At 63.0% G+C, this 25,216-nt stretch carries 24 protein-coding genes; 10 read left to right on the forward strand and 14 right to left on the reverse strand.

Annotation, left to right across the window (positions count from 1 at the left end):
• Positions 1–148 precede the first annotated feature (148 nt).
• The gene (locus R8871_RS31035; protein WP_054037178.1) at positions 149–706 is read left to right on the forward strand and encodes a YaeQ family protein; all 558 of its coding nucleotides are present in this window, start codon (positions 149–151) and stop codon (positions 704–706) included.
• Positions 707–748: 42 nt separating this feature from the next.
• Here R8871_RS31035 and R8871_RS31040 read toward each other — a convergent pair whose 3' ends face one another.
• Positions 749–1,174, reverse strand: a complete 426-nt coding sequence (locus R8871_RS31040; protein ID WP_175053876.1) for a VOC family protein — start codon at positions 1,172–1,174, stop codon at positions 749–751.
• A gap of 397 nt (positions 1,175–1,571) precedes the next feature.
• Between R8871_RS31040 and ada the strand changes: the two genes are divergently transcribed.
• From ada to R8871_RS31060, 4 genes are all read left to right on the forward strand, one after another.
• Positions 1,572–2,747, forward strand: coding sequence for a bifunctional DNA-binding transcriptional regulator/O6-methylguanine-DNA methyltransferase Ada (gene ada / locus R8871_RS31045; RefSeq protein WP_175053877.1), 1,176 nt, complete (start codon positions 1,572–1,574; stop codon positions 2,745–2,747).
• The gene (locus tag R8871_RS31050; protein ID WP_175053878.1) at positions 2,744–3,661 is read left to right on the forward strand and encodes a DNA-3-methyladenine glycosylase family protein; all 918 of its coding nucleotides are present in this window, start codon (positions 2,744–2,746) and stop codon (positions 3,659–3,661) included. The genes ada and R8871_RS31050 overlap by 4 nt, the downstream gene beginning before the upstream one ends.
• Positions 3,662–3,994: 333 nt before the next feature.
• Complete coding sequence (gene gshA, locus R8871_RS31055; protein WP_175053879.1) at positions 3,995–5,611, forward strand: glutamate--cysteine ligase; 1,617 nt, start codon at positions 3,995–3,997, stop codon at positions 5,609–5,611.
• 275 nt (positions 5,612–5,886) lie between these two features.
• The gene (locus R8871_RS31060; protein WP_175053880.1) at positions 5,887–6,387 is read left to right on the forward strand and encodes a hypothetical protein; all 501 of its coding nucleotides are present in this window, start codon (positions 5,887–5,889) and stop codon (positions 6,385–6,387) included.
• Between the two features lie 423 nt (positions 6,388–6,810).
• Here R8871_RS31060 and R8871_RS31065 read toward each other — a convergent pair whose 3' ends face one another.
• Positions 6,811–8,373, reverse strand: a complete 1,563-nt coding sequence (locus R8871_RS31065; RefSeq protein WP_175053881.1) for a DHA2 family efflux MFS transporter permease subunit — start codon at positions 8,371–8,373, stop codon at positions 6,811–6,813.
• A gap of 135 nt (positions 8,374–8,508) precedes the next feature.
• Positions 8,509–9,051: a MarR family winged helix-turn-helix transcriptional regulator gene (locus tag R8871_RS31070; protein ID WP_175053882.1), complete on the reverse strand. Its 543-nt coding sequence runs from the start codon at positions 9,049–9,051 to the stop codon at positions 8,509–8,511.
• A 252-nt stretch (positions 9,052–9,303) separates the two neighbouring features.
• Between R8871_RS31070 and R8871_RS31075 the strand changes: the two genes are divergently transcribed.
• Both R8871_RS31075 and R8871_RS31080 read left to right on the forward strand, forming a co-directional pair.
• Complete coding sequence (locus tag R8871_RS31075; protein WP_175053883.1) at positions 9,304–9,666, forward strand: hypothetical protein; 363 nt, start codon at positions 9,304–9,306, stop codon at positions 9,664–9,666.
• Positions 9,667–9,915: 249 nt separating this feature from the next.
• Positions 9,916–11,484 carry an efflux transporter outer membrane subunit gene (locus tag R8871_RS31080; protein ID WP_175053884.1) on the forward strand — a complete coding sequence of 523 codons (1,569 nt, stop codon included), beginning with the start codon at positions 9,916–9,918 and terminating at the stop codon, positions 11,482–11,484.
• A 91-nt stretch (positions 11,485–11,575) separates the two neighbouring features.
• Here R8871_RS31080 and R8871_RS31085 read toward each other — a convergent pair whose 3' ends face one another.
• The 8 genes from R8871_RS31085 to gspG all read right to left on the reverse strand — a co-directional run bounded on the left by R8871_RS31085 (position 11,576) and on the right by gspG (position 18,366).
• A complete protein-coding gene (locus tag R8871_RS31085; RefSeq protein ID WP_175053885.1) occupies positions 11,576–12,355 on the reverse strand; it encodes a type II secretion system protein N in 780 nt (259 codons plus the stop codon).
• 22 nt (positions 12,356–12,377) lie between these two features.
• Positions 12,378–12,881 carry a type II secretion system protein M gene (locus R8871_RS31090; RefSeq protein WP_175053886.1) on the reverse strand — a complete coding sequence of 168 codons (504 nt, stop codon included), beginning with the start codon at positions 12,879–12,881 and terminating at the stop codon, positions 12,378–12,380.
• Complete coding sequence (gspL, locus tag R8871_RS31095; protein ID WP_175053887.1) at positions 12,878–14,299, reverse strand: type II secretion system protein GspL; 1,422 nt, start codon at positions 14,297–14,299, stop codon at positions 12,878–12,880. Before gspL ends, R8871_RS31090 begins: the two co-directional genes overlap by 4 nt.
• 28 nt (positions 14,300–14,327) lie before the next feature.
• The gene (gene gspK / locus R8871_RS31100; protein ID WP_407673239.1) at positions 14,328–15,686 is read right to left on the reverse strand and encodes a type II secretion system minor pseudopilin GspK; all 1,359 of its coding nucleotides are present in this window, start codon (positions 15,684–15,686) and stop codon (positions 14,328–14,330) included.
• A 557-nt stretch (positions 15,687–16,243) separates the two neighbouring features.
• Positions 16,244–16,921, reverse strand: coding sequence for a PulJ/GspJ family protein (locus R8871_RS31105; protein ID WP_175053888.1), 678 nt, complete (start codon positions 16,919–16,921; stop codon positions 16,244–16,246).
• Positions 16,899–17,315 carry a type II secretion system minor pseudopilin GspI gene (gene gspI / locus R8871_RS31110; RefSeq protein WP_175053889.1) on the reverse strand — a complete coding sequence of 139 codons (417 nt, stop codon included), beginning with the start codon at positions 17,313–17,315 and terminating at the stop codon, positions 16,899–16,901. Before gspI ends, R8871_RS31105 begins: the two co-directional genes overlap by 23 nt.
• Position 17,316: 1 nt before the next feature.
• Positions 17,317–17,871 carry a GspH/FimT family pseudopilin gene (locus tag R8871_RS31115; protein WP_175053890.1) on the reverse strand — a complete coding sequence of 185 codons (555 nt, stop codon included), beginning with the start codon at positions 17,869–17,871 and terminating at the stop codon, positions 17,317–17,319.
• Positions 17,872–17,901: 30 nt separating this feature from the next.
• The gene (gspG, locus tag R8871_RS31120) at positions 17,902–18,366 is read right to left on the reverse strand and encodes a type II secretion system major pseudopilin GspG (RefSeq protein ID WP_175053891.1); all 465 of its coding nucleotides are present in this window, start codon (positions 18,364–18,366) and stop codon (positions 17,902–17,904) included.
• Positions 18,367–18,569: 203 nt separating this feature from the next.
• On the opposite strand from gspG, the gene R8871_RS31125 reads away from it, so the two are divergent.
• Complete coding sequence (locus tag R8871_RS31125) at positions 18,570–18,983, forward strand: type II secretion system protein N (protein ID WP_093634673.1); 414 nt, start codon at positions 18,570–18,572, stop codon at positions 18,981–18,983.
• Between the two features lie 40 nt (positions 18,984–19,023).
• On the opposite strand, the gene gspF is transcribed toward R8871_RS31125, so the two are convergent.
• From gspF to gspD, 3 genes are read right to left on the reverse strand one after another with little or no spacing between them, the layout of a single operon-like run.
• Complete coding sequence (gene gspF / locus R8871_RS31130; protein ID WP_093634517.1) at positions 19,024–20,241, reverse strand: type II secretion system inner membrane protein GspF; 1,218 nt, start codon at positions 20,239–20,241, stop codon at positions 19,024–19,026.
• A 4-nt stretch (positions 20,242–20,245) separates the two neighbouring features.
• A complete protein-coding gene (gene gspE, locus R8871_RS31135) occupies positions 20,246–21,814 on the reverse strand; it encodes a type II secretion system ATPase GspE (protein WP_281370261.1) in 1,569 nt (522 codons plus the stop codon).
• The gene (gene gspD / locus R8871_RS31140) at positions 21,811–24,174 is read right to left on the reverse strand and encodes a type II secretion system secretin GspD (protein ID WP_175053892.1); all 2,364 of its coding nucleotides are present in this window, start codon (positions 24,172–24,174) and stop codon (positions 21,811–21,813) included. The genes gspE and gspD overlap by 4 nt, the downstream gene beginning before the upstream one ends.
• Here gspD and R8871_RS31145 point away from each other — a divergent pair.
• Together R8871_RS31145 and R8871_RS31150 are read left to right on the forward strand one after the other, a co-directional pair.
• Positions 24,168–24,344 carry a hypothetical protein gene (locus tag R8871_RS31145; protein ID WP_175053893.1) on the forward strand — a complete coding sequence of 59 codons (177 nt, stop codon included), beginning with the start codon at positions 24,168–24,170 and terminating at the stop codon, positions 24,342–24,344. The genes gspD and R8871_RS31145 overlap by 7 nt on opposite strands.
• A 346-nt stretch (positions 24,345–24,690) precedes the next feature.
• Positions 24,691–25,140, forward strand: a complete 450-nt coding sequence (locus tag R8871_RS31150) for a lytic transglycosylase domain-containing protein (protein ID WP_093634514.1) — start codon at positions 24,691–24,693, stop codon at positions 25,138–25,140.
• The last annotated feature ends 76 nt before the right edge of the window (positions 25,141–25,216 follow it).

The following is a 25,216-nucleotide window of genomic DNA, read 5'->3' on the forward strand; positions in this document are numbered from 1 at the left end:
TCTCCCGTTGCAATAGTCGCAATTGCAGCCGGTTTTTTCGGCCCGGGAGGAACACGCGATGTACAACAAACACGGAAAACGGCAACGCGCCGTCGACGATTCTTTTTCTGTTCGCTCCGGTGGAGCGAGCGCCTGGTTTAGTAACGGCATGGCTCTTAAATCGACGATTTACAAGGCGGAACTGCAGATCGCCAACATGGACCGGCACTATTACGCCGACCATTCCCTGACGATCGCCCGCCATCCCTCGGAAACCGACGAACGGATGATGGTCCGCGTCGCCGCGTTCGCGCTGTTCGCGCAGGAACGGCTTGAATTCTGCAAAGGTTTGTCGGACGTCGATGAACCGGACCTGTGGCAGAAGGATCTCACCGGCGCGATCGAAACCTGGATCGAAGTCGGCCAGCCGGACGAACGGCGCATTGCCAAGGCGAGCGGCCGCTCGAACGAGGTGATCGTGATCGCCTATGGCGGCCGCACATCGGACATCTGGTGGCAGGGTGTGCGCAGCAAGGTCGAACGCATGCGCAATGTGACGGTATGGACGCTCGGCGAAGATGTCGCCGCCGCGCTCGGCTCGCTGGCCGAACGGACCATGCGTCTGCAATGCACCGTGCAGGACGGCGAAGCATGGCTCGGCAGCGCCGATGCCGATGCGGTGAAGATCGAGTGGACGGTGTTGAAGGCGCCGGCCAACGCCTGGTAGGCTGACAGGTTCACGGCCTGCTAACGGCCTTGGCAGCGCCCGCTAAAGCGACGTGACACGCGCCGCGTCGGGTGGCCCTTTGAGTTCGACCATGTTGCCTTCCGGGTCGAACAGATACAGCGATTGCCCAAACCCATCCGCGCCATAGCGCAAAGCCGCCTCGCCAGGCCGCGCACCGTGTTCGGCCAGATGCGCCGTAAGCGCCTCGGCGTCGAACGGCTCAACCCGCAAGCACACGTGGTCCATATTTCGCCCCGCGCCCGGCACACCGTTTTCGGGGTGATCGAGCTTCGCACCGACCTTTAACAGATCGATCAGCGAGCGCCCCGCGCGCAACTGCGTCAGGCCCAGATCGGGCTGCTCCTTCTCGACGCTGCAACCGAGCACCTCGCAGTAGAAGCGCGTCATCTCCGGAACGTTCGACGCCCGAATGACAATGTGATCGATCTCGCGAATGTGGATTTTCATATCGAACGCCCCAAGATTTGCTCGCAGAACGGATGAACAGCCACCAGTGTAGGAGAAAGGACGGCACCGCGAGAGCGGGCGATAAACCCGCCACGAGGGGCAGATCAGAAATGTTCAGACGAAAAAAAGCCCGCTCTATGTGGAGCGGGCTGAATCCATATCAGGAGGAGACATGGAGGAGACAGGTACTAATATACACATGGGGTTGATGCGACGCAATAACTTTTTAAGGGAAAACCCGATATCGGGCCAAATTGTCGCAGTTTGAGGCGAAACGGGCGCCCGGCGGGGCTTCGGGCCCTACGAGGAAGCGCAATGACAGAGCAAGAACCGGGGCGTAGTGTTTCAGCATGCGGCCTACATTGGTGAGCATCGACACCGACATTCCGGGACCATCATGAACCGCACCGACACTACCGAAATCAGCAACGAAGCCGCCGCCAGCACGTCGCGCTGGACCACCGACGCTGAGCGTTGGGAGGCGGTCACCCACCGCGACCCGCAGGCCGACGGCGCGTTCTTCTTCGCCGTCAAAACGACGGGCGTGTTCTGCCGTCCGTCGTGCGCGTCGCGCCAGCCGCGTCGCGAGAATGTCGCGTTCTTCACGGACGCAAACGCCGCGCGCGCTGCGGGCTATCGCGATTGCAAGCGTTGCCAGCCGGGCGGCCTGCCGCGCGAGCTGGAGATCGTCAATCGCGCGTGCGCCGCGCTGGATGCCGATCCGCAGCAACGCCTCACGCTCGCGCAGTTGAGCGACGCGGTGCACGTCAGCCCGTTCCACTTGCAGCGTCTGTTCAAGCGCGTGGTGGGTGTCTCGCCGCGTCAGTATCAGGCCGCGCAGCGCGGCGCCGCGCTGCGCGATGCGCTGCAGAGCGGGTCGGACGTGACGCGCGCCACGCTCGACGCCGGCTTCGGCTCGCCATCGCGGATGTACGACAGCGCTTCAGCCGAATTGGGCATGGCGCCATCCGCGTTTCGCCGCAAAGGCGCCGGGCTTACCGTGCGCTACGCCAGCGCGCCGACCTCGCTCGGCTTCGTCCTGATCGCGGCAACCGACAAAGGCATCTGCAAAATCGGTTTCGGCGACGACGCGGCGATGCTCGTCGACGATCTGCGCGGCGAGTTTGCCAACGCCGAACTGGTCGAGGACGCAACGCGGCTCGCACCGTTCATCGCCCAGATCGATGCCTATCTGCGCGGCTCCCGCCAGGACTTCGATCTGCCGCTGGATATCGCCGCCACCGCGTTCCGGCAACGTGTATGGGACGCGCTGCGGCGCATTCCCTACGGTGAGACGCGCAGCTATTCGCAGATCGCGGAAGCGGTCGGCTCACCTCGGGCCGTACGCGCAGTGGCGAGCGCGTGCGCGACGAATCCGGTCGCGCTGGCGATTCCATGTCACCGTGTCGTGCAGAAGGGTGGGGCGCTGGCGGGATATCGCTGGGGCCTGCCGCGCAAGGCTGCACTGCTCGACAACGAAGCCCAGCACGCAGGCGACGTTTCGCGCGACGAACCCAAGCGCCGCGAGCACGCGGCCATCACAACTACCACCAACCTGGACCATGCCGCGTGAGCACGCTTGACGACGTCGCAACACTCGAACTGCCTTTCAAACCACCCTTCGACTGGCCGCGCCTGCTGCGCTTTTTCGGCGGGCGCGCGACGCCTGGCGTCGAAGCCGTCGAAGACGGCGCGTATCGCCGCGCGATCGATTGGGCCGGCGACAGCGGCACGCTGACCGTGCGCCTGCATCCGCGCAAGCGCTGCATCGTCGCGAACATCGACGGCCCTGCGAGCCGTCACGCCGAGGCGCTCGCCGCGCCGATCGCGAGGATGTTCGACCTGCACGCCGACCCGAAGAAGATCGGCAACGAACTGGCCGCCGACCCATGGCTGTCGCCCTTGATCGAAGCGGTGCCGGGTTTGCGCGTACCGGGTGCGTGGTCGGGTTTCGAGCTGGTGGTGCGCGCGATCGTCGGGCAGCAGGTTAGCGTGAAGGCGGCGACCACGATCATCGGACGATTGGTGCAGCGTGCCGGCGAGCGCATCGACGGTCATCCGCATGAGAACACCGCGTGGCGCTTTCCCACGCCCGCCGCGCTCGCGGCAGTGGATCTGGAAAAGATCGGCATGCCGGGTAAACGCGTAGCGGCGTTGCAGGGATTCGCGCAGGCGGTCGCTTCGGGCGACGTGCCGCTCGACAGCAACGTCGCCGATGCCGACAGCCTGCGCGCAGCGTTGCTTGCACTGCCTGGCATCGGGCCGTGGACCGTCGAGTATGTGGCGATGCGTGCATGGCGTGATGCCGACGCCTGGCCCGCATGGGACCTCGTGCTGATGCAGTCGATCTGCGCGCGCGACCCGTCGCTCGTGCGGCCTACGCAGCAACGCACCCGCACCGACACATGGCGGCCGTGGCGCGCGTACGCGGCAATGCATCTGTGGAACGAGGTGGCGGATCGGGCCGGCGCCGCGCGCGGGGGCTGACGTGGTGTTGTAGTCGGCGAGAAGGGCCGCACGGAACTGACGCACCGTGGGCAGGCGGCTAGCGCGGCAGCGGCACTCGGGACGGACGACGCTACGCGAATCGCGCGTCGCGGCGCGTGAAGGGTAGCGTAAGGCGCAGGGCGGCCCATTTCGTACCGGAATCAGGCCAGCTTGTGTCGTCGGAAGGCCGTCCGGAGTGGCCTCAAGCAGCCGTCGTGGCGAGATGTTAAAGTGCCCGCTACCCGAAAATTCCGCCGAACGTTGTCAACCGCGCAGTGCTGCACCTGAGCAGTGAAGCGGCACATGGCGGCCGACAACGCCCGACTCGCATCAATGCCAAACACGACACCTTCCCGCACGAACGACGCGTTTTCGCACCGCCTGTCCGTGCTGACCACAGGCCCGCAGCGCGACGCGCTAATACGCGGCCTGCGCGGCATCGAAAAGGAAAGCTTGCGCGTGACGCACGACGGCAAGCTCGCCATGACGCCGCATTCGCGCGCGCTCGGCTCGGCGCTCACGCATCCGTCGCTCACCACCGACTATTCCGAAGCATTGCTCGAACTGATCACGCCGGCTGAACACGACGTCGCGATCACGCTCGAGAAACTCGATACGCTGCATCGTTTCGTCTACGCAGAACTCGGCGACGAGATCTTGTGGAACAACTCGATGCCCGGCCTGCTGCCTGAAACGGACGAAGGCATTCCGATCGCGCATTACGGCACGTCGAATATCGGCAAACTGAAGTACGTGTACCGCATTGGCCTCGCGCTCCGTTACGGCCGCACGATGCAGTGCATTGCAGGCATCCACTACAACTATTCGCTGAACGAAGAAGTGTGGCGGGTATTGCATGCCGACCAGCAATCCACGGCAAACGCGGTCGATTTCCAGTCTGACCGTTACCTCGCGCTGATCCGCAATTTCCGCCGCACCAACTGGCTGCTGATGTACCTGTTCGGCGCATCGCCGGCACTGGATCGCCGCTTCCTGCGCGATCGCCAGCACACGCTCGAAACATTCGACGCCGACACGCTGTATCGCCCGTACGCGACCAGCTTGCGCATGAGCGACCTCGGCTACTCGAACACTACAGCGCAAGCCGCGCTGCACGCCGACTACGACACCTTGCCCGGCTACCTCGACGCGCTCGCGAAGGCCGTGAGCCAGCCGTATCCCGCGTACGAGGCGATCGGCACGCAACGCGACGGCGAGTGGGTTCAGATCAACACGAACGTACTGCAGATCGAAAACGAGTTCTATTCGACGATCCGTCCGAAGCGCGTCACGCATCCCGGCGAGCGCCCGCTGCACGCGCTGGCTGCGCGCGGCGTGCAATACGTCGAAGTGCGCTGCATGGACATCGATCCGTTCGAGCCGACCGGCATTTCGCTGGAGACGTCACGTTTTCTGGATGCCTACCTGCTGGTCTGCGCACTCGACGACAGCGCGACGCTGCCGCCGGACGCGTACGCGGAGGCCAATCAGAACTTCGGCCGCGTAACGATGGAAGGCCGCAAACCGGGCCTCGAACTGACGCGCGACGGCAACCCGATCGCGATGACAGACTGGGCAAACGAACTGCTCGTCAAGATCGACGCGGCTGCGGCAACGCTCGATGCGCTGCACGGCGGCGACTCACACGCACGCGCCGTGGCGGTTCAACGGGCAAAACTGGCGGATGCCTCGCTGACACCGTCCGCACGCGTATTACAGACAATGCGCGACAAGCAGCAGAGCTTCCTCGCCTTTGGCCTTGAGCAAAGCGAAGCGCACGCCGCCTATTTCCGCGCGCGCCCGCTGGATGCCGCGCAGACAAAAGAATTCGCCGACCTCGCGACGCAATCGCTCGCGGAGCAAGCCAAGCTCGAACGGGAAGAGGTGGGTTCATTCGACGCATTCGTTGCGGCCTACAGGGCGTACACGTTGAACCGGTTTAGCGTCTAAACGACGAACGCAGGCAGCACGTCGGAAAAAGCAGGCTAAGAACCAATGCCGTTCAGTTATCGCTGAACGGCATTTTCATTTGCGAAGCAGGAAGCGGCCTCGGCAGGCCGCTTTTTTATTGCGCCCAGGTAACGTCTACGCAAAGCGCCGCTGTTGGCGCGACCGTATCGGCAAAATCTCCGTCCGTTTAACCATTCGCAAATGCGTATGAAACACCGTGCCGGGGATACGGTCCAACTTAGACGACACGCTCCAGAGAGGGAGGCTTCACCGCGATGAAAAAAGGTCTGTTAGCCGTAGTGTGCGTAGTGGCGGCGGGGTGTTCGACGCAGGGGCAGGTGAACCCGGACGTGATGCAGATCGCGACGACGCCGTTGACGTGTTCGAGCAAGACCGAGTGTGATATCTGGTGGCAGCGAGCCCAGACGTGGGTAGCCGGCCATTCGACGTACAAGATCGAGTCGTCGACTGACACGTTGATCCAGACATCGGGCCCAGACGGCGGCAAGCGCGCGCTGGCGTACCAGATAACGCGGACCCCAAATCCGGACGGCACAGCAACGATCGGTTTCGCAGCACATTGCGACGGCTCGATGGGTTGCAAACCGAACCCATGGGAGGCGGGCGCCGACTTCAAGCAATACGTACGAGGCAACATGCCGGGCGCGCCGCAAAGCGACGCAAAACCATCGCAACCAGCACCAACCGCGATGCACCCCGACGCCTCGCAGGGACAATCGGTGCCAGGAGCAAGCGGAGAAGCGATAACGCAGTGAGAAGTAAAAAACGGCAACGCAATCAGTAACGAATCAGCTCGCGATCCTCTGCGAGGATCGCTTCACCAGACATCGCGTGTAGAACTATCCGATCGGCATTGCGCACAAAAATCAGACACTCCACCCAACAACACAAAAGCACGACAAGTGGTTTTAAGAGCGACTCTTCGTCGCGCGCAGCGCCGCCGGAAGAATGACACCCTTGTCACAAGCATGTGCAGGTGCACGAACCCAGATTCCAGTCGCACCACTACCCGCAGCAGACCACGGTGCCCACTTAGCATTAGCGGTTTGAGCTGCTTTCTTTTGCCTACTTTTCTTTGCAGCCGGCAAAGAAAAGTAGGTGCCGCCCCGCACAGGGGCAACGCTAATAGACCACTAACAAAACAAGGAAAGGCACCAAACCCGAAGGCAAAAAACCCCTCAATGCCCCATAGAAGGCCCAACCCCCTTCCTGGGTTTAGTAACCCAAACAAGCACAGCCAACACAAGAAACGCCGCACAAGAAATGCGGAAAAAATCATTAGTGGCCATCATATAAGCCTGCGCAGTAACAACCTGATTCAACTGAGCAGTAAGACTATCCCCAGAAAGCCCAAGACTCCCCAACGCGCTGGTATAGGCATTGGTGTTAGCCGCATAAACGTTCACAGAATCCGTCAGCATCGCATGATGATAGATGGTGTCATTCTCCCAGTACGTCGTGCTAATCGCCGTCCCAATCGCCCCAGACAAAGTCCGAAAAAAGTTCGACAACCCGGAAGCACTAGCAAGCCGCTCATCCGACACGCTGGACAGTGTAATAGTCGTCATCGGCACAAAGAAACAGGCAACGCCAATCCCCTGCACCAACCGCGGCCAGATCACATGATTGAACGGCACATCGAGCGTAAAAGTCGAATTCCAGAACGACACGAACGCAAACACGATGAAGGCAAAACTCGCCACCACCCGCAGATTCAACCGATGCATGTTCTTGCCGATCATCGGCGACAAAAACAGCGCAAGAATGCCGACCGGTGCCGTCGCCAAACCGGCAAGCCCGGCGGTATACCCCATCACCGTCTGCAGCCAGAGCGGGAAAATCACCACTGACCCGAAGAACGCCATAAACCCGAATGAAATGATCACCACGCCGAGCGCGAAGTTGCGATCCTTGAACAGCGAGAGATCGACAACGGGTTCCTTGTCCGTCATCTCCCACACCAGCAGGAACGCAATCGACACCACCGCGATAATGGCCAGCGTGATGATGAACGTCGAGTTGAACCAGTCGCGATCCTTACCGAGGTCGAGCACCATCTGCAGGCACGACACGCCGATCACGAGCAACGCGAGGCCGACTGCATCGATGCGCTGTTTGGTGACCTTGGTTTCGCGGCCGCGCAGCAGCAGGTACGCGCACACCGCCGAGAACAACCCGATCGGCACATTGATGTAGAAGATCCACGGCCACGTGTAGTTGTCGGTGATATAGCCGCCCATCACGGGACCGAAAATCGGCGCGCAAATCACCGTCATGGCCCAAAGGCCGAGCGCGAGCCCGCGCTTTTCCGGTGGGTAAGAACGCATCAGGATCGTCTGCGAAAGCGGGACCATCGGCCCGGAGACGAGCCCCTGCAGGAGCCGGAATGCGATCAGCGACTCGAAGTTATGCGCGAAACCGCACAGCGCCGAGGCGATCGTGAAAAGCAGAACGGACAGCGTGAACAGCCGCACCTCGCCCACGCGACGCGCCAGCCACCCGGTCAACGGCACGGCGATCGCCGAGGCCACGGAATACGACGAGATGACCCAGGTGCCCTGACTGGTCGCCACGCCGAGGCTGCCGGAGATAGTCGGCACGGCGACGTTCGCAATCGAGGTGTCGAGCACTTCCATGAAGGTGCCGAGCGCGAGACCAACGGTGAGCAAGGCCAGCGCCCCGCCTTTGAGCGGAGTGGGTTCGGCGGCGGGTAGGGCGTCGGCGGAAGCCGTGGCAGCCATGTGTGTTTCTCCTCAGCCTGGAAAGCTTGTCGCGGCAGCTTTATCGCACCCTTCAAGCGGCGCGCTTACATGCCGGATCACCCTCTGCCCAGACAGACATTTTCAAACGATGGCGCTTTCAAAAGCGCCTCTTGGTTACTGCCCGCCGTGACCTGGCGGAGGTTCTTCGGATGACTCTTCCAGCGAGTCCTGCGATGGTCCGAGGCCGCAACATGCACTTGCTCCCTCATCGATCCCGTTCGCAATGAAACGGCCGAGCAGGTCGAGCAGGGTGGCGTGGTCGGCGGCGGAAAATCCGCGCAACTGCTCGTTCAGCACGGCGGCTCCCAGACTGGGCAATTGCTTCGCCGCTTCGTGGCCCTGCGGCGTCAGCTCCAGCTTGACCATGCGGCGGTCGGCGTCGCTGCGCGTTCGCACGATAAAGCCTTTCTTTTCAAGGCGATCGAGCAGACGCGTCATGGATCCGCTGTCGTATGACATCACGCGCGACAACTCGAACGGCGTGCTCGCGCGTTGCGCGGATAACACCAGAATCACGCCGATCTGCTGGGCGGTCAGTCCTAACGGTTTGACCGCGCGGTCCATCCGCTCGACCAGCACGTTTCGCGCTTTCGTCAGGTAATAGCCGAGACTCGATTCGAGGTGAATCTCGTCCGCGTTGTAAGGGCCGTCTGGCATCGTGTATCCGGGAACATCGTCAAGCAGAACGGATTCTAGCTGCCTAAGCAGACAAGTCAAATTTCATTTCGCGTCGTGCGAACAGCGCAAAAAACAACACCGCGGCTGCGCGTGAGCAAAGTATCTTGAAATTTAATTGCATAGTCAATATTATTATAGGCAACGAGTTACGTGCGAACCGCGCCACCCGAGACCATGTTCTGACCGATTGTCTGCACGCCGCAATGGCGCCGTGCCAAAAGGATTTCCCCGATGCTGTACCTCAAAAACACCCTTGGCGGCTTGAGCCGCTCCCTGACCGATTCCGCGCTGAGCAACTTTCAAGGTCCGCATCGCTGGTGGAAGCTCGCGTTGTTCGCCGTGCTGTTCGTGCTGCCCGGTGGATCGGTGGGCGTCGCGGTGTTGGCGTGGGTGGAGCATCGGCGAGGGCAGAAGGGGACCAAGGCCGTCCCGGCGGAATCGGTGGGGTCCGTCATTGTGACGGGGAGTGTCGTCGCGACCGCCGCTGCTGCTGCAAGCCCGGTTGGCCCTTGCCAGGCACGCTCAGGCGCGGCCTGCCGCGCCGCGGCTGGCAAGCAGGCCCGGCAACCCACGTCATCGGATTCGCGCGTTTGATTCTCTAGTCGTAGAACCGGCCTTTGCTGCCTGTGCGGCGCTTTTCCGCCGCCAGAGTCAGCACGGCCGGTAACAGCACGTAACCATCCCGACACGCTAAGTAACACACCTCCGCCTTCCCCCGCATTACCCTTTCAGTTTCCCGCGTCCAAGCGGTCCCATACGCTAACATTCCGGCAGAGCCATGATCTCGCCCGGCCGGCAGCGCCGCCATCGGCCGCACTGCGGCGTCCAGAAGGAATCCATTGCATGCAGTTTGAACGAATCGCGCGCGCGCGGACGCTTGCGCCACGCGCCCTGACTATCGCGGTCGCCACGGCTCTCGCCACCGTGCTGGCCGGTTGTGTGGTCGGCCCCGACTACAAGCGGCCCGCGGCCGAGATCCCCGCGTCCTACAAGGAAGCCGCGCCCGGCTGGAAAGTCGCCCAGCCGGCCGATCAGCACGACCGCGGCGACTGGTGGACCATCTACCAGGACCCGCAACTCAACGCGCTCGAAGACCAGCTGAACGCCTCGAACCAGAGCGTCGCCCAATTTGCCGCCGCCTATCGCCAGGCGCGTGCGCTGGTGGGCGAGGCGCGCGCGGCGTATTTCCCGACCATCGGTGCGTCGGCAGGCGCAACGCGCTCCGGCAACGGTTCGTCGTCCAGTAGCAACTCGGCAACCGCGTCGAGCCGCTCCGGCATCAGCAATAGCTTCAACGTACAGCTCGACGCAAGCTGGGAGCCGGACCTGTGGGGCTCGGTCACGCGTTCGGTCAATTCACAGAAAGCCGGTCAGCAGGGCGCCGCCGCCGATCTGGCGAATGCGCGGCTGTCCGCCCAGGCCACGCTCGCGCAAACCTATTTCTCGCTGCGCGCGCTCGACTCCACCCAGAAGCTGCTCGACGACACCGTCGCGGCTTACCAGCGCTCGCTGCAGCTCACGCAGAACCAGTACGCGGCCGGCGTCGCCGCGCGCTCGGACGTGATCCAGGCGCAAACGCAGTTGCAATCGGCACAGGCGGCGGCAATCGACAACGGTGTGCAGCGCGCGCAGGACGAGCACGCAATCGCCGTACTCGTCGGCGAACCGGCCTCGACCTTCTCGATTCCGTCGATGCCACTCACCGCCACGCCCCCCGCCGTGCCCGAGCAAATGCCGTCGGCGCTGCTCGAGCGGCGCCCGGATATCGCATCGGCTGAGCGCAAGGCCGCGGCGGCGAACGAACAGATCGGCGTCGCGATTGCGGCGTTCTTCCCGACGCTGACGCTGTCGGCCACGGGTGGCTTCCAGAGTTCGGTGTTCTCGCAATTGCTGACCGCGCCGTCGCGTTTCTGGACGCTCGGCCCGCAACTCGCCGCCACGATCTTCGACGCCGGCCTGCGCGAGGCAAAGACCGAAGCCGCACGTGCAGCCTACGACCAGAACGTCGCCGCGTACCGCCAAACAATTCTGACCGCGTTCCAGGACGTCGAGGACAATCTCGCCTCGCAGCGCATCCTCGAACAGGAAATCGTCGTGCAGCAGCAAGCGGTGGATTCAGCGCGCCAGGCGCTGGCCATCGTCACGAACGAATACAAGGCGGGTACGGTTGGCTACGTCAACGTGCTGACCGCGCAGACCACGGCTTTCCTGGCTGAGCAGAAGCTGGAAAATATCGCCGGGCAGCGGATGGTGTCGTCGGTGGGTCTGGTGAAGGCGCTCGGCGGCGGCTGGGACGTGTCGCAAATGAACCGCGAAACGGGCGATATGGCGGCGCCCGCGCCGCAGCCGACAGCGTCGGCGACGCCGGTGGCACAAAGCGGAGTCGCGCCGCAATCGGCGCAGAGCAACTAGGCAGGGAACTCGTAAAGTCAAAGCCAAAGCGAAAAAGGCATGGCCGCGAATTGCAGCCATGCCTTTTTTTTGCGACCTGAGGCTCAGCGCGTCAGTGCACGAACGTCAACGCGACCGTATCCGGTCCGCTTGGCCGGCCCAGCAGATTCAGCAGTCCCGCGAGGTTGTCGCGCGCTTCCGGGGCGGCACTGGCTGTGCCACGAAACGATGTCGAGACGGCTGACACCGTGCCATTGCCGGTCAGCATCAGTGGCCCCTTGAGAGTCGTCAGATCCAGCGTGGACGACGCACCCTGCGCCTGGAACAGTAACCGGTAAGAACCCAGTGGCTTGACCAGCGAGACGCGCGAACTGACGTCGTTCAGGGTGACGGTCAACTGGCCGAACGCTTCCTGATTGAAGCTGCGCCAATCGGACCATGCTAGGCGCACGTCGCCTTGCAGATCGAGCGTATTGAACGGCGCGCCGAGGCCGCTCAGCAGCGAAGCCGGCACCGCCATCGCACCCGGCGTGATGGTCGCGCTGCGCAGGGTTGCATCGACGGTGATCGGGTCGGGCATCGCTTCGCTGTGCCGCATGGTCATCCGCACACGGCCGGTAAAGAGCGGCCAGAACGCCGTGCGCCATTCGATCCGCCCCGGCAGCAGGGTGGCCGCGCTCATGTCGGAACCGGCGGCGAGCATCAGCGTGGCCGAGCCGTGCCACAAGGAACCGGACGGATTGACGAGATTGACGTGGCCATGGGTTTGTCTGGCGAACTGCGGCGTGATCCAGGCAGCCGGCAACAACGTGAGCATCACGACTGCGTTCGCCAGCAGCGCGACCGCCAGCCAGGGTAGCGCGACGCGCAGGCGCCGCATCCAGTAAGTCATGCGAAATCCTGTAACGGCGCGGTCATTTGGCGGTAGACGGCTGCATCGACGCCGTCAGATCCACCTGGCCGTCTTCCTTGAGCGCGGTCACGTGCGCCTCGGCGACCTGCACCTTGAACTGCTTGCGCGCATCGTCGACCCAGCTCGTCCACGCGGGGAACGCCACGTTCTTCATCTGGATCTGCACCACGTTGCCGATCACCTGCACCTGGGTCGCGGCAAGGCCGTGATCGCCGAGCGAGGCGGTGAGCGCGTCCTTCAGCGCCGCGCCGGTCGGCGCGACACCTTGAGCCGCGGCGGAGAGCTGGCGCGCTTCGTTCGCCTGCGCGGTCATCTGCGCCAGTTGACGCTGCAAGGTGGGCAGCGATTCACGCAGATGCGCTCGGCCGTCCTGCGCCGGCGCCCACAGCACCGACCATGCGATCACCACGGCCAGCACCCCGCCGCCCCATGCCAGCAGCGTTTTTTCGCGCTCGGTGCGCTGGTCCCAGAATCCAGCCCAGCTTTGGGCGAGTTCAGCTTTCATTGTCCGTTCCTGATGGTCCACTTGCCGGTATTGCTGTCGATCGCGCCGGTCAGGCCGTTACGCGCGAGACGCTTGGCGAAATCGGGATCGAGTTTCACTTCGGGCTTGAAGGTCACATCGAGCCGCCGGTCGTGATAGTCGAGCGCGGCGATGCCGTTGACCGGCACTGGCGCCAACGAACGCGCCAGACCATCGGCAAGCGATAGAAAATCGTCCGGTGACAACTCGCCCGCCGCCACCCGCAACTGTTGCAACTGGCGCGACATCTGATCGGGCGCATCGAGCACGACCGTCGTCTTGGGGAAGGCGTTGAGGAGCAGCTCGGTCATCTGCGTGTTGATTGCATCGCGTTGGCGCGCGAGCATCAACCACTGCACGTTCGCGCCAATAATCGCGATCACCAGCGCACCGACCGCCAGCGCGACCGGCAGCCGCAGACGCCGCAAGGTCGCTCGGTCGAGCCGCCACGGCTGCGAGGCGAACTCGAATTGACACAGGTCGAAGCGGCACTCCAGCGCGCGGCGGGCGAGTTGCTCGAACGGCAGCGGGCTCGCCCCGTGGATATGGGCCGCGAGCTTCGCCGGGCTGGTTGCCGCGAGACTCGGCTCGTTGCCGGGCACTTCCGTCAACATGTACAGCGAAATCGGCGCAGCACCGGCAAGCGCGCTGAGCGTCGCGTTCACAGAATTAGCCGGCACGGCCAGCCCTTCGCCTTGCACGCCGCGCGCGATAGCCAGCTCGACGCGCGGTGCACCACTGACCGGCAAGCTTTCGACCTCGCTCCCAAGCAGCAATGCGGGCGCGGTCTGCACGACGGCGCCGAGCACGGCCGCCACCATCGGCACCACCGACGCGACGCCAGGCGCCATCACCGGCGCCACGCCCGGCAGCGACGTTGCCACGCTCGCCGAGCCCGCCATGACCGGCTCGCCCGCGTTGACCATTTCCGCGACTTCGGCGGGCGTATCAAGCGCGACGGCTTGCGGCAGACAGCGCGTAACCGGCACGGCACGCACGCTGCGATGGCCGGCGGCGGCAAAAGCCTCGCAGATGAAGCGGAACCAGCCGCGGTCGATGATCGCGAGCAACTGCCGCCCGCCCGCGATCGGTTGCGGATCGACGGCGATGTGACAGGTTTGCGGGTCCTGGATCAGCTGATCCTCGACGACGTTCGGCAGCGCCTGACGCAACCTCGGACCGCGCAAGGGCGGCAGCTTGGCGGGCATCATCAGCAGGTCGCGGGCGGCGACCATCAGCACCGTCGACGTAGCGCGCGGCAGCAGCGCGAGCGCCGAGCGGCCCGCGCGTTGGGTGCGGCCCGACTTGTCGAGCAGCACGAACGGCAACTCCGGCAGTTGCCATTCCTGCGATGGCACCGCCGGATCACGCGGCGGCAGTAGGACGATCAGTGTGCTCAAAGGCCACTCTCTCTGGGAAAGGCGTTATTCATAGTTGGTCTTGTACCCGCACGATACGCGTAGTGTGAGTCAATGCGTCGCGATAGACGAGAGTCGTGCGGTCCACTTCCGCGCGTTCGTGCTGCACGCGGCCGTGAATCAGAAAGTAGTTCGTGTTGACATCCATTTCATTCGGGTCGATCGCGACCGACTGAACGCCGGCGCCGCGCAAGGCGAGTTGCACATCGCTGACGTTATGGAAAAACACTGTCTGCCGACGCGCGACGAACGCCTGCGCGGAGGACAGGTTCATCCCCGGCACGATCGCCGCGATCACTTCGGCTGAGGCCGTATTCATGTTGACCGCCGACACCGTCGGCAGCACGGTGACGAACGGCCGCAAGCGCGCGACCATTTCCGGCGTATAGCCGGGGATATCCAGCAGCGAATCGACGCTGGTCATTTGCAGCGGCGCGACGGCCGCGTTGTCGTCGCTGTCTTCCATACCGGGTTTGTCGGTGAAGCTGCCGCTCGTGGCGCCGCCACCCGCGGTAATCGGAGCGGCCGGCGCACCGGTAGTGGACGTAACGGTCTGGAAGCGTGTCGCCGATTGACCAAGGCTCGCGCGCATCTGCACCGCGGTGTTCTTTGCCAGTTGGCTATTCACGCCGAGGGATACCAGCAGGCGTTGATAGGCGCCGATCTGCTCCGTGTTGATCTGCATGACGCCCGGTGCGGGGCTCGAGACCAGATTACGGAGGTTGAATTTCGCCTGGGCGTCTTCGATTGAGCCCGACAGATAGGTTGCCTGGCCTTGGTCGGCTCTGACTTCGCCGATTTGTCCGAGGAAATCCGACAGACGTGTTTTGGCGATGGGGACGCCCCATAGGCCGCCCAGGTACGTGATGCCTGCGGAGGTGTCGCCCTCCGAACGGAGGATCAGGCGCGTCCAGTCCAGCGCGCCTCGGGCGACCCATTGCGCCTGGGAGAGGAGGCGTTGGTTTTCGATCCTTCGGATTTGGACTTGCTGGCGCCAGAGCATGCCCGAAACTAATATCGCTGATAGCGCGACTACTAGTAGGGCGCTGATGATGGCTGCTCCGCGTTGGGTTGCTTGCGCGGTGCTTGGGTGTTTACCTACGGTGTTGGGCTTTGATTGGCTTTTTTGCCTTGCCGGCGGTTTTGTCTGTGCGCTTGCCGTGTTGGCTTTTCCTTGATTTGCTTTTCGTTTATTAGCGTTCCCCCTGTGCGGGGGGGCACCTACTTTTCTTTGCCGGCTGCAAAGAAAAGTAGGCAAAAGAAAGCAGCTCAAACCGCTAATGCTAAGCGGGAACCGTAGCTCAGAACCGCCAGTGGCTCCGTGGAATCCGTGTTCTCCCGCATTCGACGCTAGTGACAAGGGCGTCATTCTTCCGGCGGCGCTGCGCGCGCCGAAGAGTCGTTCCGAAAACCAGGGGGCGGGCTCCCGCGTTGCGGGAGCCGTCAGCTTCGCCTCGGCGATATGCCTGACTAGTTGGTCGCGCGCTACGCGCGCGACCCAAGCGAAAGACTGCAATGGCGAGTGGCATGGGGCCACACGAACCACTGGTTTGTTGAGATGCTCTTCCGGCGAGCACGTCGTGCGAGACGGGAGGTATGACGCCCTTGTCACTAGCGTGTGCAGGTGCACGAACACAGATTCCAGATGTACCACTACCCGTTGAAGGCTACGGCGCCCACTTAGCATTAGCGGTTTGAGCCGCTTTCTTTTGCCTACTTTTCTTTGCGGCGGCAAAGAAAAGTAGGTGCCCCCCCGCACAGGGGGAACGCTAATAAACGAAAAGCAAATCAAGGAAAGGCCAACACCATAAGCGCACAGACAAAACCGCCAAGCAGCCAAAGAGGACCAAACCAAAGAGCGTCGCGAAGACAACAAAAAAACCAAAAACCCAGAGCGTCGCGGAGACAAAAAAGAGAACTTCATACTCATTCTCCGACGAGAAAAACCCGCGTTACAGGCCGCGCCAACGACTTAGCCCCCACACTCACTTCCAGCCCAGTCACCGACCGCGGCAGCGGCGCATTCCCCAACTGGGGCACCTTCAAATTATTATCGTTCTCCGTAATCGCACTCTGCACATCCTTCATCTGCGTGGTCCAGCCTACCTTCGGCACATACAGCCGAGCAGAAATAGCCCCGACGCCCCCCATCAAAGGCACCGCCGTCCAGCCATTCCCCTCACCACCGCGCAGCGCACTCCGCAACTCGCCGACGTTGCCCAGCGGCGGCGATGCATACCGCACCACACGCCCTTCGGATATGCGATACCTCACCACCTGCAAGCGCGGCGCCGTGCCCGGCAATACCATCTCCCGTACGATCTGCAGCACGTTGCCGCTAACCGATACGGCCGCCTGCCCGGACTCATCATCCGATGCGGCCTGGCGCACGTCGATCCGCATCTGGTCGAACAGCTGCGCGAAGACGCGCTCGTCTTCCATCGCGTTCGTGATCGTCTGCCGGCCACGAATGATCTGGTCCAGCCCGCGCCACGACAGCACGGCGATCACCGCCATGATCGCGATCGCGACCAGCAACTCGATCAGCGTGAAACCACGCGCGCCCGATCGGCTGCGGCGCTCAGAGCGAACGGTTGTTTTCATTCGCGACCACCGTGACCATCTGGGCGAGATTGCCGGAACGCCCCGGCGTCGTCACCATCACTTCCACCCGACGAAACACCGGATTCGGCGTCGCCGTCACATGCTCGGTACAGATCAACTCCAGATTGCCCTGCGAGCAGTCAAAACTCGTCTCGCCGACGTTCGGCCAGCCATGTGTCAAATGCAACTGCGCCAACGTATTGTCCGCGCTCCACCCCGCCAGCAACCTTCGATGCAGATCGGCTTCGCCGCTCGCCAGACTTCCCACCGCGCGCAACGAGGCCGCCAACGCAATCGCGATGATCGCCAGCGCCACCAGCACCTCGATCATCGTAAAACCGCGCTGCGCGCCGTGCACCATCTCGCGCGCGCCCCTGTTCCTGCAACGACGCATCTCAGTGCACCTCATAGCGGCCATTGCCAGTGCCGATGATCGTCGCGCGCCCTGCGGCAGAAAACAGCGTGATCTGCACGGGCACGTCGATCGCTTCAGTGCCGAACACGACACGGCTCGGGTGCGAGTCCGACCCGGGGTAATCGATCGTCACGCCGGTCACACCGCCTTCCCAATTGCGCGGCCCAAGCAGGTCATCACGCAACGGACGCCAGCCGTCTTCGGTACGCAGATCGAAGCGGAAGCCACCGTCGAGCGGTTGCCACGCGATCGGCCGTGCACGTACCTGAGCTTCGTCACCGGCCGATTCGAACAGCAGCGCGAGACGCTGCGCTTCTTCGTTCAGATCGGTGCGCGGATTGCGTGTCATGGTCAGCGCGGTCAGCGATACCAGAATGCCCGCGATCACCAGCACCACCATCATTTCCAGCAAGGTGAATCCCGCAGCACGCTTCCGGCGGCCTGCACTGAAATCACGCGCGCCGGCGCACGCCGTGCCCGGCAGCGGCGCCGTACACGGAGTGTCCAAACGGGACTTGCAAGCGGACAGTCGCATAGTGCGGGCCACGAACGATCAACTACCCGTCTATTGCCACGACCCTACGTCGGCGTCGTTGCCTTCGCCGCCCGCTTTGCCGTCGGCGCCATAACTGAACACATCGATCTCACCATGCACGCCCGGATTCAGATACTGGTAGCTATTGCCCCACGGATCGTTCGGCAGACGTTCGAGATAGCCGCCGTCCTTCCAGTTGTTCGGCACCGGGTCCGTGCTCGGCTTTTCGACCAGCGCGCGCAGGCCTTGCTCCTGAGTCGGATAACGGCCGTTGTCGAGACGGTAGAGTTTCAGCGCCTGCATCACGGTGCCGATGTCCTGCTTGGCGGCGACACGGCGCGCTTCGTCCGGACGGCTCATGATTTTCGGCACGATCAGTGCGGCCAGAATACCCAGAATCGCGATCACGACCATGATTTCAATCAGCGTGAAACCGCGTTGACGACGGCTGCGCGGACCCGCGATTTCATGACGGCGAAGGGTCGACAGTTGCATAGCTTGCTACCTCTTTTCAGGTGAAATTTCGATCGGGCGGGATTCGCGCGTCAGGCAATCGACATGCCATTGAACACGCCCGGCCGGTCATTTTAATGTCATGTTCTTGAAGGGTTGCGAGAAAACACCAGGCCCGGTGCAAAGCGCCCGGTTAGGGCACTTTCCCCCAACGCAATTTTCACAATAGTCCGTACAATAAGCGCATGAACGCTATCCAAATCCGCCTTCTGTCGCTCGCACTGTTCGCCGTGTTCTGCGCGACGCTGACCTACTGGGTCATCACGATCTCCACGACGTCCGGCGCGCCGTTGCCCGCCGCCGCCGCGCATACGCAGGTCTCGACCGATCAGGCTGCCACGCTGTTCGGCGGCCAGCTCACCCGCAGCGCCAACCAGGACGTGCATCTGTTCGGCATCCTCGCTCTGCGGGAAGGCGCCGCAGCCATCGTCAGCGTCGGCGGCGAACCGCCGCATGCTGTGTCGCTCGGCAGCGCGCTCATGCAAGGCGCCAAACTCTCCGAAGTCCGCGCCCGCTCGATCATCATCGACCGCAACGGCGCGCATTCCGAAGTGTTCCTGCCGGCCAATGCGCCAGGTCCTACCATCTACGTGCGCTGAGCCGGGCGTTCTGCCCGGCTTTAGCTGCGTGGGTCACAACTTACTGCACCAGGTTGTTCAACTCGATGATCGGCAGCATCACCGCCAGCACGATCACGAGCACCACGCCCCCCATCGCCAGAATCAGCAACGGCTCGAGCAGGCTCGTCAGGAACATCGTGCGACGCTCGAGTTCACGTGCTTCGCCATCGGCCGCGCGATCGAGCATGGTCGTCACGTCGCCGGTCGCTTCGCCCGAACGGATCAGGTGAACCAGCACCGGCGGAAATGTCTTCGTATTGCCGAGCGCGCGCGATAAGGACGTGCCTTCGCGCACGCGCACGATCGCATCGTCGATGTTCTCGCGCATCGCGACGTTGCTGAGCGTTTCGGCAGCAGCCTGCAGCGCGCGCAGGATCGGCACACCGGCCGCCGTCAGAATGCCGAGCGTGCTGGCAAAGCGCACGGTGTTGTAGCCGCGCACGAGTTTGCCGAGCAGCGGGGCGGTCAACAGCCACCGGTCGAACGCGAGGCGTGGGCCGGGCTGTTTCAGGATCGAGCGCACCAGATACACCAGCACGACCACGCCGATCAGCATCGCCCACCACCAGTGCCGCACGAAACCGGACAGCGCCATCATCATGATGGTGAGGATCGGCAGTTGCTGTTTGGTGCTGGCGAACACGTTCACCACTTGCGGCACTACGTAGCTCAACAGGAACGTGACGATGCCGAAGGCGATGAGTGTCACGATCGCCGGGTACGTGAACGCGAGCACGATCTTCTGCTTGAGCGCGTTGCGTTGCTCGATGTAGTCGGCCAGACGCGAGAGAACGAGACCGAGCTTGCCGGTATGTTCACCGGCGGCCACCAATGCACGATAGATCTCGGGGAAGTCTTTGGGATGCTGTGTCAGCGCGTTCGCGAGCGAATGGCCGCCGAGCACTTCGGCACGAATCGACGCCATCAGTTCGCGGATGTAGTCGCGCTCCGATTGCTCGGTCAACACCGACAACGCTTCGTCGAGCGGCAGACCGGCGATCAGCAGGCTGGCCAGTTGCCGCGTGAGAATCGCCTGCTCGCGCTGCGACAAGCGCCGTCCCAGCGACAAGCGTTGATTGCGCTCACCACGTGTGCGCGTCGCGGCCGGTTCGACAACGAGTGGCGTCAGCCCCTGCGAGCGCAGGTTGGTCCGCGCGCCGCGCGCGCTGTCCGCGTCGAGCACGCCTTTTTGCGCTTTGCCCGCCGCATCGATTGCTTCGAAACGAAATGCCGGCATGCGCTTAGACTCCGCCCGTTACGCGGATCACTTCTTCGAGCGACGTCAGCCCGGAGGCAAGCCAGCGGTCCGAGTCTTCGCGCAGCGTACGCATGCCTTGCGCACGACCCGAAGTGAGAATTTCCGCGTCGGATGCGTTGCGGTGAACCAGCGTGCGGATTTCGTCGTCGATCAGAAGCAGTTCGTAGACACCGCGTCGTCCCGCATAACCGGACTGGCCGCACTTGTCGCAACCGACCGGATGCCAGCGCACGCTGCCATCTTCCTCGACACGTTCTTCGCGGCACACAGGGCACAGGCGCCGCACCAGCCGCTGCGCCAGCACGCCGAGCAGCGACGACGCCAGCAGGTAGGGTTCAACGCCCATGTCGGTCAAACGCGTCACGGCGGATGCCGCGTCGTTAGTGTGCAGCGTCGCCAGCACAAGGTGACCGGTGAGCGACGCCTGCACCGCGATCTGCGCGGTTTCCAGATCGCGGATTTCACCGATCATGATGACGTCCGGATCCTGCCGCAGAATCGAGCGCAGCGCCCGCGCGAAGGTCATGCCGATCCGTTCGTTGACCTGCGTCTGGCCGATGCCGGAGAGGTCGTATTCGATCGGGTCTTCGACCGTCATGATGTTGGTCGTCGCGGTCTCGAGCCGCGACATCGACGCGTACAGCGTGGTCGTCTTGCCCGAGCCGGTCGGGCCGGTTACCAGCACGATGCCGTGCGGTTTGCCGATCAGCTTGTCGAACTTGACGAGCGTGTCGGGCGCCATGCCGAGCGCTTCGAGATTCAGGCGCGAGGCGTCCTTTTCCAGCAGACGCAGCACCGCGCGTTCGCCGTGGCCGGTAGGCAGTGTGGAAACACGCACGTCGACCGGACGTCCGCCGACACGCAGCGTGATACGGCCGTCCTGCGGCAGACGTTTCTCGGCAATGTCGAGCTGCGCCATGATCTTGATCCGCGAGATCAGCGCGCCGTGCAGCGCTTTCTTCGGCCGCACGACATCGCGCAACGTGCCGTCGACACGGAAGCGCACCACAGAAGACGTCTCGAACGGTTCAATGTGAATGTCCGAAGCCTGTTCGCGTGCAGCCTGCGTAAGCAGCGCGTTGATCATGCGGATGATCGGTGCATCGTCTTCCGATTCGAGCAGATCCTCGATCTCGGGAATGTCCTGCATCAAACGCGACAGATCGACTTCGCCTTCCACTTCGCCGACCACCTGCGCCGCGCTGCCATCCTGGCGCGCGTAGGCCTGGTTGATCGCCTGAGCGAGTTCATCGGCGGGCACCCGCACTACCGACAACGCGCCGAAGTTGCGCGCGACTTCAGCAAGCGCAGCGTCGCTGGTGCGTTCGCTGATCCAGACTTCGAGACTATCGGCGTGCTGATGCGCGACCAGAATCTGGCCGCCGCGGGCGAAGCCGTAGGGCACGAGACGCGCGGCGACTGCGGATGGCGCGATGCGTTCGGCATGCTCCGCCACGACTGCAGGCGAAATCGCCGCAGCTTGCGTCGATGCGGCGACGCGCGCCGCTGCGGGCGATCCCGAAGCTGACGGCGGCGTGGACGGCGTGCTCACGGCTGCACTCCAGGCGACGCCGTGGACGGCGCCGTCGGTACCGGGTTGGTCTGCACAGCGCCACCGTTCGTGACCGGGTTCGTCTGCACAGCACCGCCATTCGTGACCGGGTTCGTCTGCACAGCGCCACCATTCATGGCCGGCGGCGCCATCTGCTGACGACGCATCCTGTCGAGATCGAACAGATTCATCGCAGGCGAACCGCCCTGGCTCGGGCCGATCGGCATCGGCGGAACCACCGGGTCGTCCTTGTCCTTGATCAGGTTGTTGTCCGACTTGTACGCCCCCGTCACACCCTGGACGTAGTCGTAACGGTTCGACGTCACGGCCTGCGCGGTATCGCGATCGGTGATGATCACGGGGCGCAGGAACACCATCAGGTTGGTCTTGGCGCGGGTCTTCTGTTCCGAACGGAACAGCTGGCCAATCCATGGAATATCGCCCAGCAACGGCACCTTGCTGTTGCTGACCTGGTAGTTGTCCTGCATCAGGCCGCCCAGCACGATGATCTCGCCGTTATCCGCAAGCACCGTCGACTGGATCGAACGTTTGGTGAACTCGGGACCCGCCGGATTGGTTGCCGCGTTGGTCGTGCCGTTCACGATCGCCGAGTCTTCCGTGTAGAGCTGCAACTTGAGAATCCCGCCCTCGGTGATCTGCGGTTTGATGTGCAGCGTCAGGCCGACATCGACGCGGTCGAACGTATTGAACGCGTTGCTGGTCGTGCCGCTCGTGAGGTTCGAATACGAACCCGTCTGGATCGGCACGTTCGTGCCGACAACGATCTTGGCTTCCTCGTTGTCGAGCGTGATGAGGTTAGGCGTGGACAGCACGTTCGCATCCTGTGTTTGCGAGAGTGCCTGCAACAGCGCGCCGAGTCCCTGCACACCAAAAATGTTGTGAATCCAGCCGACGTTGAGGCCCTGCTGGATACCGCTCCCGCTTGCGAGCGCCCCGGCGAGACCGCCGGTCGCGCCCGTCGCTGCGGCCGCGGCCGTCAGATTGATAATGCTGTTGCCGTTGCCGGTCGCCAGGTTGGTGCCGGCAAAGATCGAATTGTTCGCGACCTGCCACTGAATGCCGAGATTGGCATTCGTGTTCGAGTTCAACTCGACGATCAGCGCCTCGATATAGACCTGCGCGCGCCGCGCGTCGAGCTGGTCGATCACTGCTCGCAGGTTGCGGTACACCGGCTCGGCCGCTGTGATGATCAGCGAGTTGGTCGCCGAGTCCGCCTGGATCATGCCGCCAGGCTGATTGTCGTCGCTCTTGTCCTTGTCGCCGCCGAGCAGGCCGGCCGAACCTGAACCGCCGCTCGAACCGTATCCGCCCCCGCCACCGCCCAATGGCGACGCCCCCGAGCTGCCGTTGAGTCCGCCCGACGGCAACGGCGGCGTACCCGACGTGCCCGTCGAATTGCTGCCCAACCCACCTCCGCCACCACCGTTCTGGTTGAACGAATTCGCTTCGTTCGAGCCACCCGATGAGCCGGTGTCGCCGCCCTTACCGAGCATGCCACGCAAGGTCTTCGCGAGCTTCGTTGCGTCCGCGTTGCGCAGCGCCACGACGTGCATGTTGCCGGGCATGGTGGTCGGCGAGTCGAGTTCCTTCGCCAGTTGCTTAGCGGCCGCGAGCCGGCCGCCGTTCGATGCGCGAATCAGCAGCGAGTTGGTGCGCGGGTCCGCGGTGATCGATACCTTCAGCGTCGCATCGGTGCTGCCGATCGCGCCGGGGTCGAGCATCTTGGTCAACTGTGTGGCGATGTCGATCGCGTTGGCGTTCTTCAACTGCACCACCGCTACCGACTGGCCCGCAGCCGTATCGACACCCGCGATGATCTGCGCGATACGCCGCACGTTGTCGGCGTAATCGGTCACGACAATCGAGTTGTTGGCCGGGTAGGCCGCCACGGTATTGTTCGGCGAGATCAGCGGACGCAACACCGGCAACAGGTTATTGGCCGATTCGTTCTTCAGCACGAACACCTGCGTCACCACCTGGTCGCCCCGCGCCACCGGCGTATTGCCGACGTAGGTCGGCACGCCTTGCAGCTTGGCATCGGCCTCGGGTACGACCTTCAGCACACCGTGGTCCTGGACCAGCGCGAAGCCCTGCATCCGCAATGCGGATTGCAAGGTCTTGAGTGCCTGATCTTCAGGCACCGCATTTTCCGACACGAGGTTCAGCTGACCCTTCACGCGTGGGTCGACGATGATCGTTTTGCCGGTCGCCGCGCCGATCGCCTTGGCCACCTGGTCGATATCGGCGTTCACGAAGTTGAGTGTCACCTGTGCCTGTGCTGTCTGCGCGGTGATCAATCCAGCCACCAGCAGCGCCGTTGCGACGCGACGCAATGCCATACGATTTCTTCTCATGGAATATGGGATCGATGCCGACGGCCACAGCCGTCGACGGTCATGCAGTGCGAACATTTGAGCAGGCCGCCGCCCTGTCGGTCTGCCGGCCGGCTTCACAGGCGATCAACGCCCTGGATGCCTTACAGCCAATGCCCGAAAAAAAGGAACAGTAACAGTTTTTCATGTCGGATTTGTCACAAAACGAACAGCTCCGTGCGATTACTCTAAAGACCATCGCAGACTGTCAAACAATTGAAAGCAAACGAGCTTGTGTGCGCCGAACCGCAGAAGCGCTTCGTTTTACGCTTGATTATGTCGGTTAGCCAACTTGACGCATGTAAGTCTGCCGGTATGATACGAGCCGTTCGAGGTACTGGTTGTGACTTGGCAACGCGGGTTTTCCCCGATGGCCGACGAAGGCCCGGCCAGTACGCCTCACCGGCTTCCAGAGACTGAAGTATGGCCGATGCCTGGCCTTACCAAACCTTACTCTTGCGATTTGATTAGTCGTCTTGACTGATGAAACGAACCTTTGTCACCGTCGCCGCAGGACTTGCCGTGCTGATCGCAGCAGGGCAGGCACGCGCCGATTGCTTTGACGAAGCGGCGAAGTATCAGAAGGTCAACCCCTTGATTCTGCGCGCAATTGCGTGGCAAGAGTCACACAATCGACCGGACGCGCAGCATAAGAACGCCAACGGCTCGACCGACTACGGCGTGATGCAGATCAACTCGATCCATCTGCCGGTACTCGCGCAGTACGGCATTTCGCAAGGCACGCTGATGGAGCCGTGCAAGAACGTCTACATCGCGGCGTGGCATCTGCGCCGTCAGATGAACAAGTACGGCAACACCTGGCAGGCGGTCGGCGCGTACCACTCCGAGACGCCGGCACTGCGTGATAAGTATGCGATGCAGATTGCCGCGATCCTGCGCAAGTGGAATCTGATGCCGGCTGCTGCACGCTGATTCACGCACGTCCCGATCCGGCCCGTCACGCGGCCGCTCCCCGTTTGATGCACAATGCGGCTTCGTGCTGCCGTCG

It is taken from the genome of Paraburkholderia sediminicola, from assembly GCF_902859805.1.
Lineage (GTDB): Bacteria > Pseudomonadota > Gammaproteobacteria > Burkholderiales > Burkholderiaceae > Paraburkholderia > Paraburkholderia sediminicola.

Coding starts and splice junctions, on each gene's coding strand:
- R8871_RS31035 (WP_054037178.1), top strand. CDS start 149: ATGGCTCTTAAATCGACGATTTACAAGGCGGAACTGCAGATCGCCAAC.
- R8871_RS31040 (WP_175053876.1), bottom strand. CDS start 1,174: ATGAAAATCCACATTCGCGAGATCGATCACATTGTCATTCGGGCGTCG.
- ada (WP_175053877.1), top strand. CDS start 1,572: ATGAACCGCACCGACACTACCGAAATCAGCAACGAAGCCGCCGCCAGC.
- gshA (WP_175053879.1), top strand. CDS start 3,995: ATGCCAAACACGACACCTTCCCGCACGAACGACGCGTTTTCGCACCGC.
- R8871_RS31060 (WP_175053880.1), top strand. CDS start 5,887: ATGAAAAAAGGTCTGTTAGCCGTAGTGTGCGTAGTGGCGGCGGGGTGT.
- R8871_RS31065 (WP_175053881.1), bottom strand. CDS start 8,373: ATGGCTGCCACGGCTTCCGCCGACGCCCTACCCGCCGCCGAACCCACT.
- R8871_RS31070 (WP_175053882.1), bottom strand. CDS start 9,051: ATGCCAGACGGCCCTTACAACGCGGACGAGATTCACCTCGAATCGAGT.
- R8871_RS31075 (WP_175053883.1), top strand. CDS start 9,304: ATGCTGTACCTCAAAAACACCCTTGGCGGCTTGAGCCGCTCCCTGACC.
- R8871_RS31080 (WP_175053884.1), top strand. CDS start 9,916: ATGCAGTTTGAACGAATCGCGCGCGCGCGGACGCTTGCGCCACGCGCC.
- R8871_RS31085 (WP_175053885.1), bottom strand. CDS start 12,355: ATGACTTACTGGATGCGGCGCCTGCGCGTCGCGCTACCCTGGCTGGCG.
- R8871_RS31090 (WP_175053886.1), bottom strand. CDS start 12,881: ATGAAAGCTGAACTCGCCCAAAGCTGGGCTGGATTCTGGGACCAGCGC.
- gspK (WP_407673239.1), bottom strand. CDS start 15,686: ATGACGCCCTTGTCACTAGCGTCGAATGCGGGAGAACACGGATTCCAC.
- R8871_RS31105 (WP_175053888.1), bottom strand. CDS start 16,921: ATGAAAACAACCGTTCGCTCTGAGCGCCGCAGCCGATCGGGCGCGCGT.
- gspI (WP_175053889.1), bottom strand. CDS start 17,315: ATGCGTCGTTGCAGGAACAGGGGCGCGCGCGAGATGGTGCACGGCGCG.
- R8871_RS31115 (WP_175053890.1), bottom strand. CDS start 17,871: ATGCGACTGTCCGCTTGCAAGTCCCGTTTGGACACTCCGTGTACGGCG.
- gspG (WP_175053891.1), bottom strand. CDS start 18,366: ATGCAACTGTCGACCCTTCGCCGTCATGAAATCGCGGGTCCGCGCAGC.
- R8871_RS31125 (WP_093634673.1), top strand. CDS start 18,570: ATGAACGCTATCCAAATCCGCCTTCTGTCGCTCGCACTGTTCGCCGTG.
- gspF (WP_093634517.1), bottom strand. CDS start 20,241: ATGCCGGCATTTCGTTTCGAAGCAATCGATGCGGCGGGCAAAGCGCAA.
- R8871_RS31145 (WP_175053893.1), top strand. CDS start 24,168: ATGCCATACGATTTCTTCTCATGGAATATGGGATCGATGCCGACGGCC.
- gspD (WP_175053892.1), bottom strand. CDS start 24,174: ATGGCATTGCGTCGCGTCGCAACGGCGCTGCTGGTGGCTGGATTGATC.
- R8871_RS31150 (WP_093634514.1), top strand. CDS start 24,691: ATGAAACGAACCTTTGTCACCGTCGCCGCAGGACTTGCCGTGCTGATC.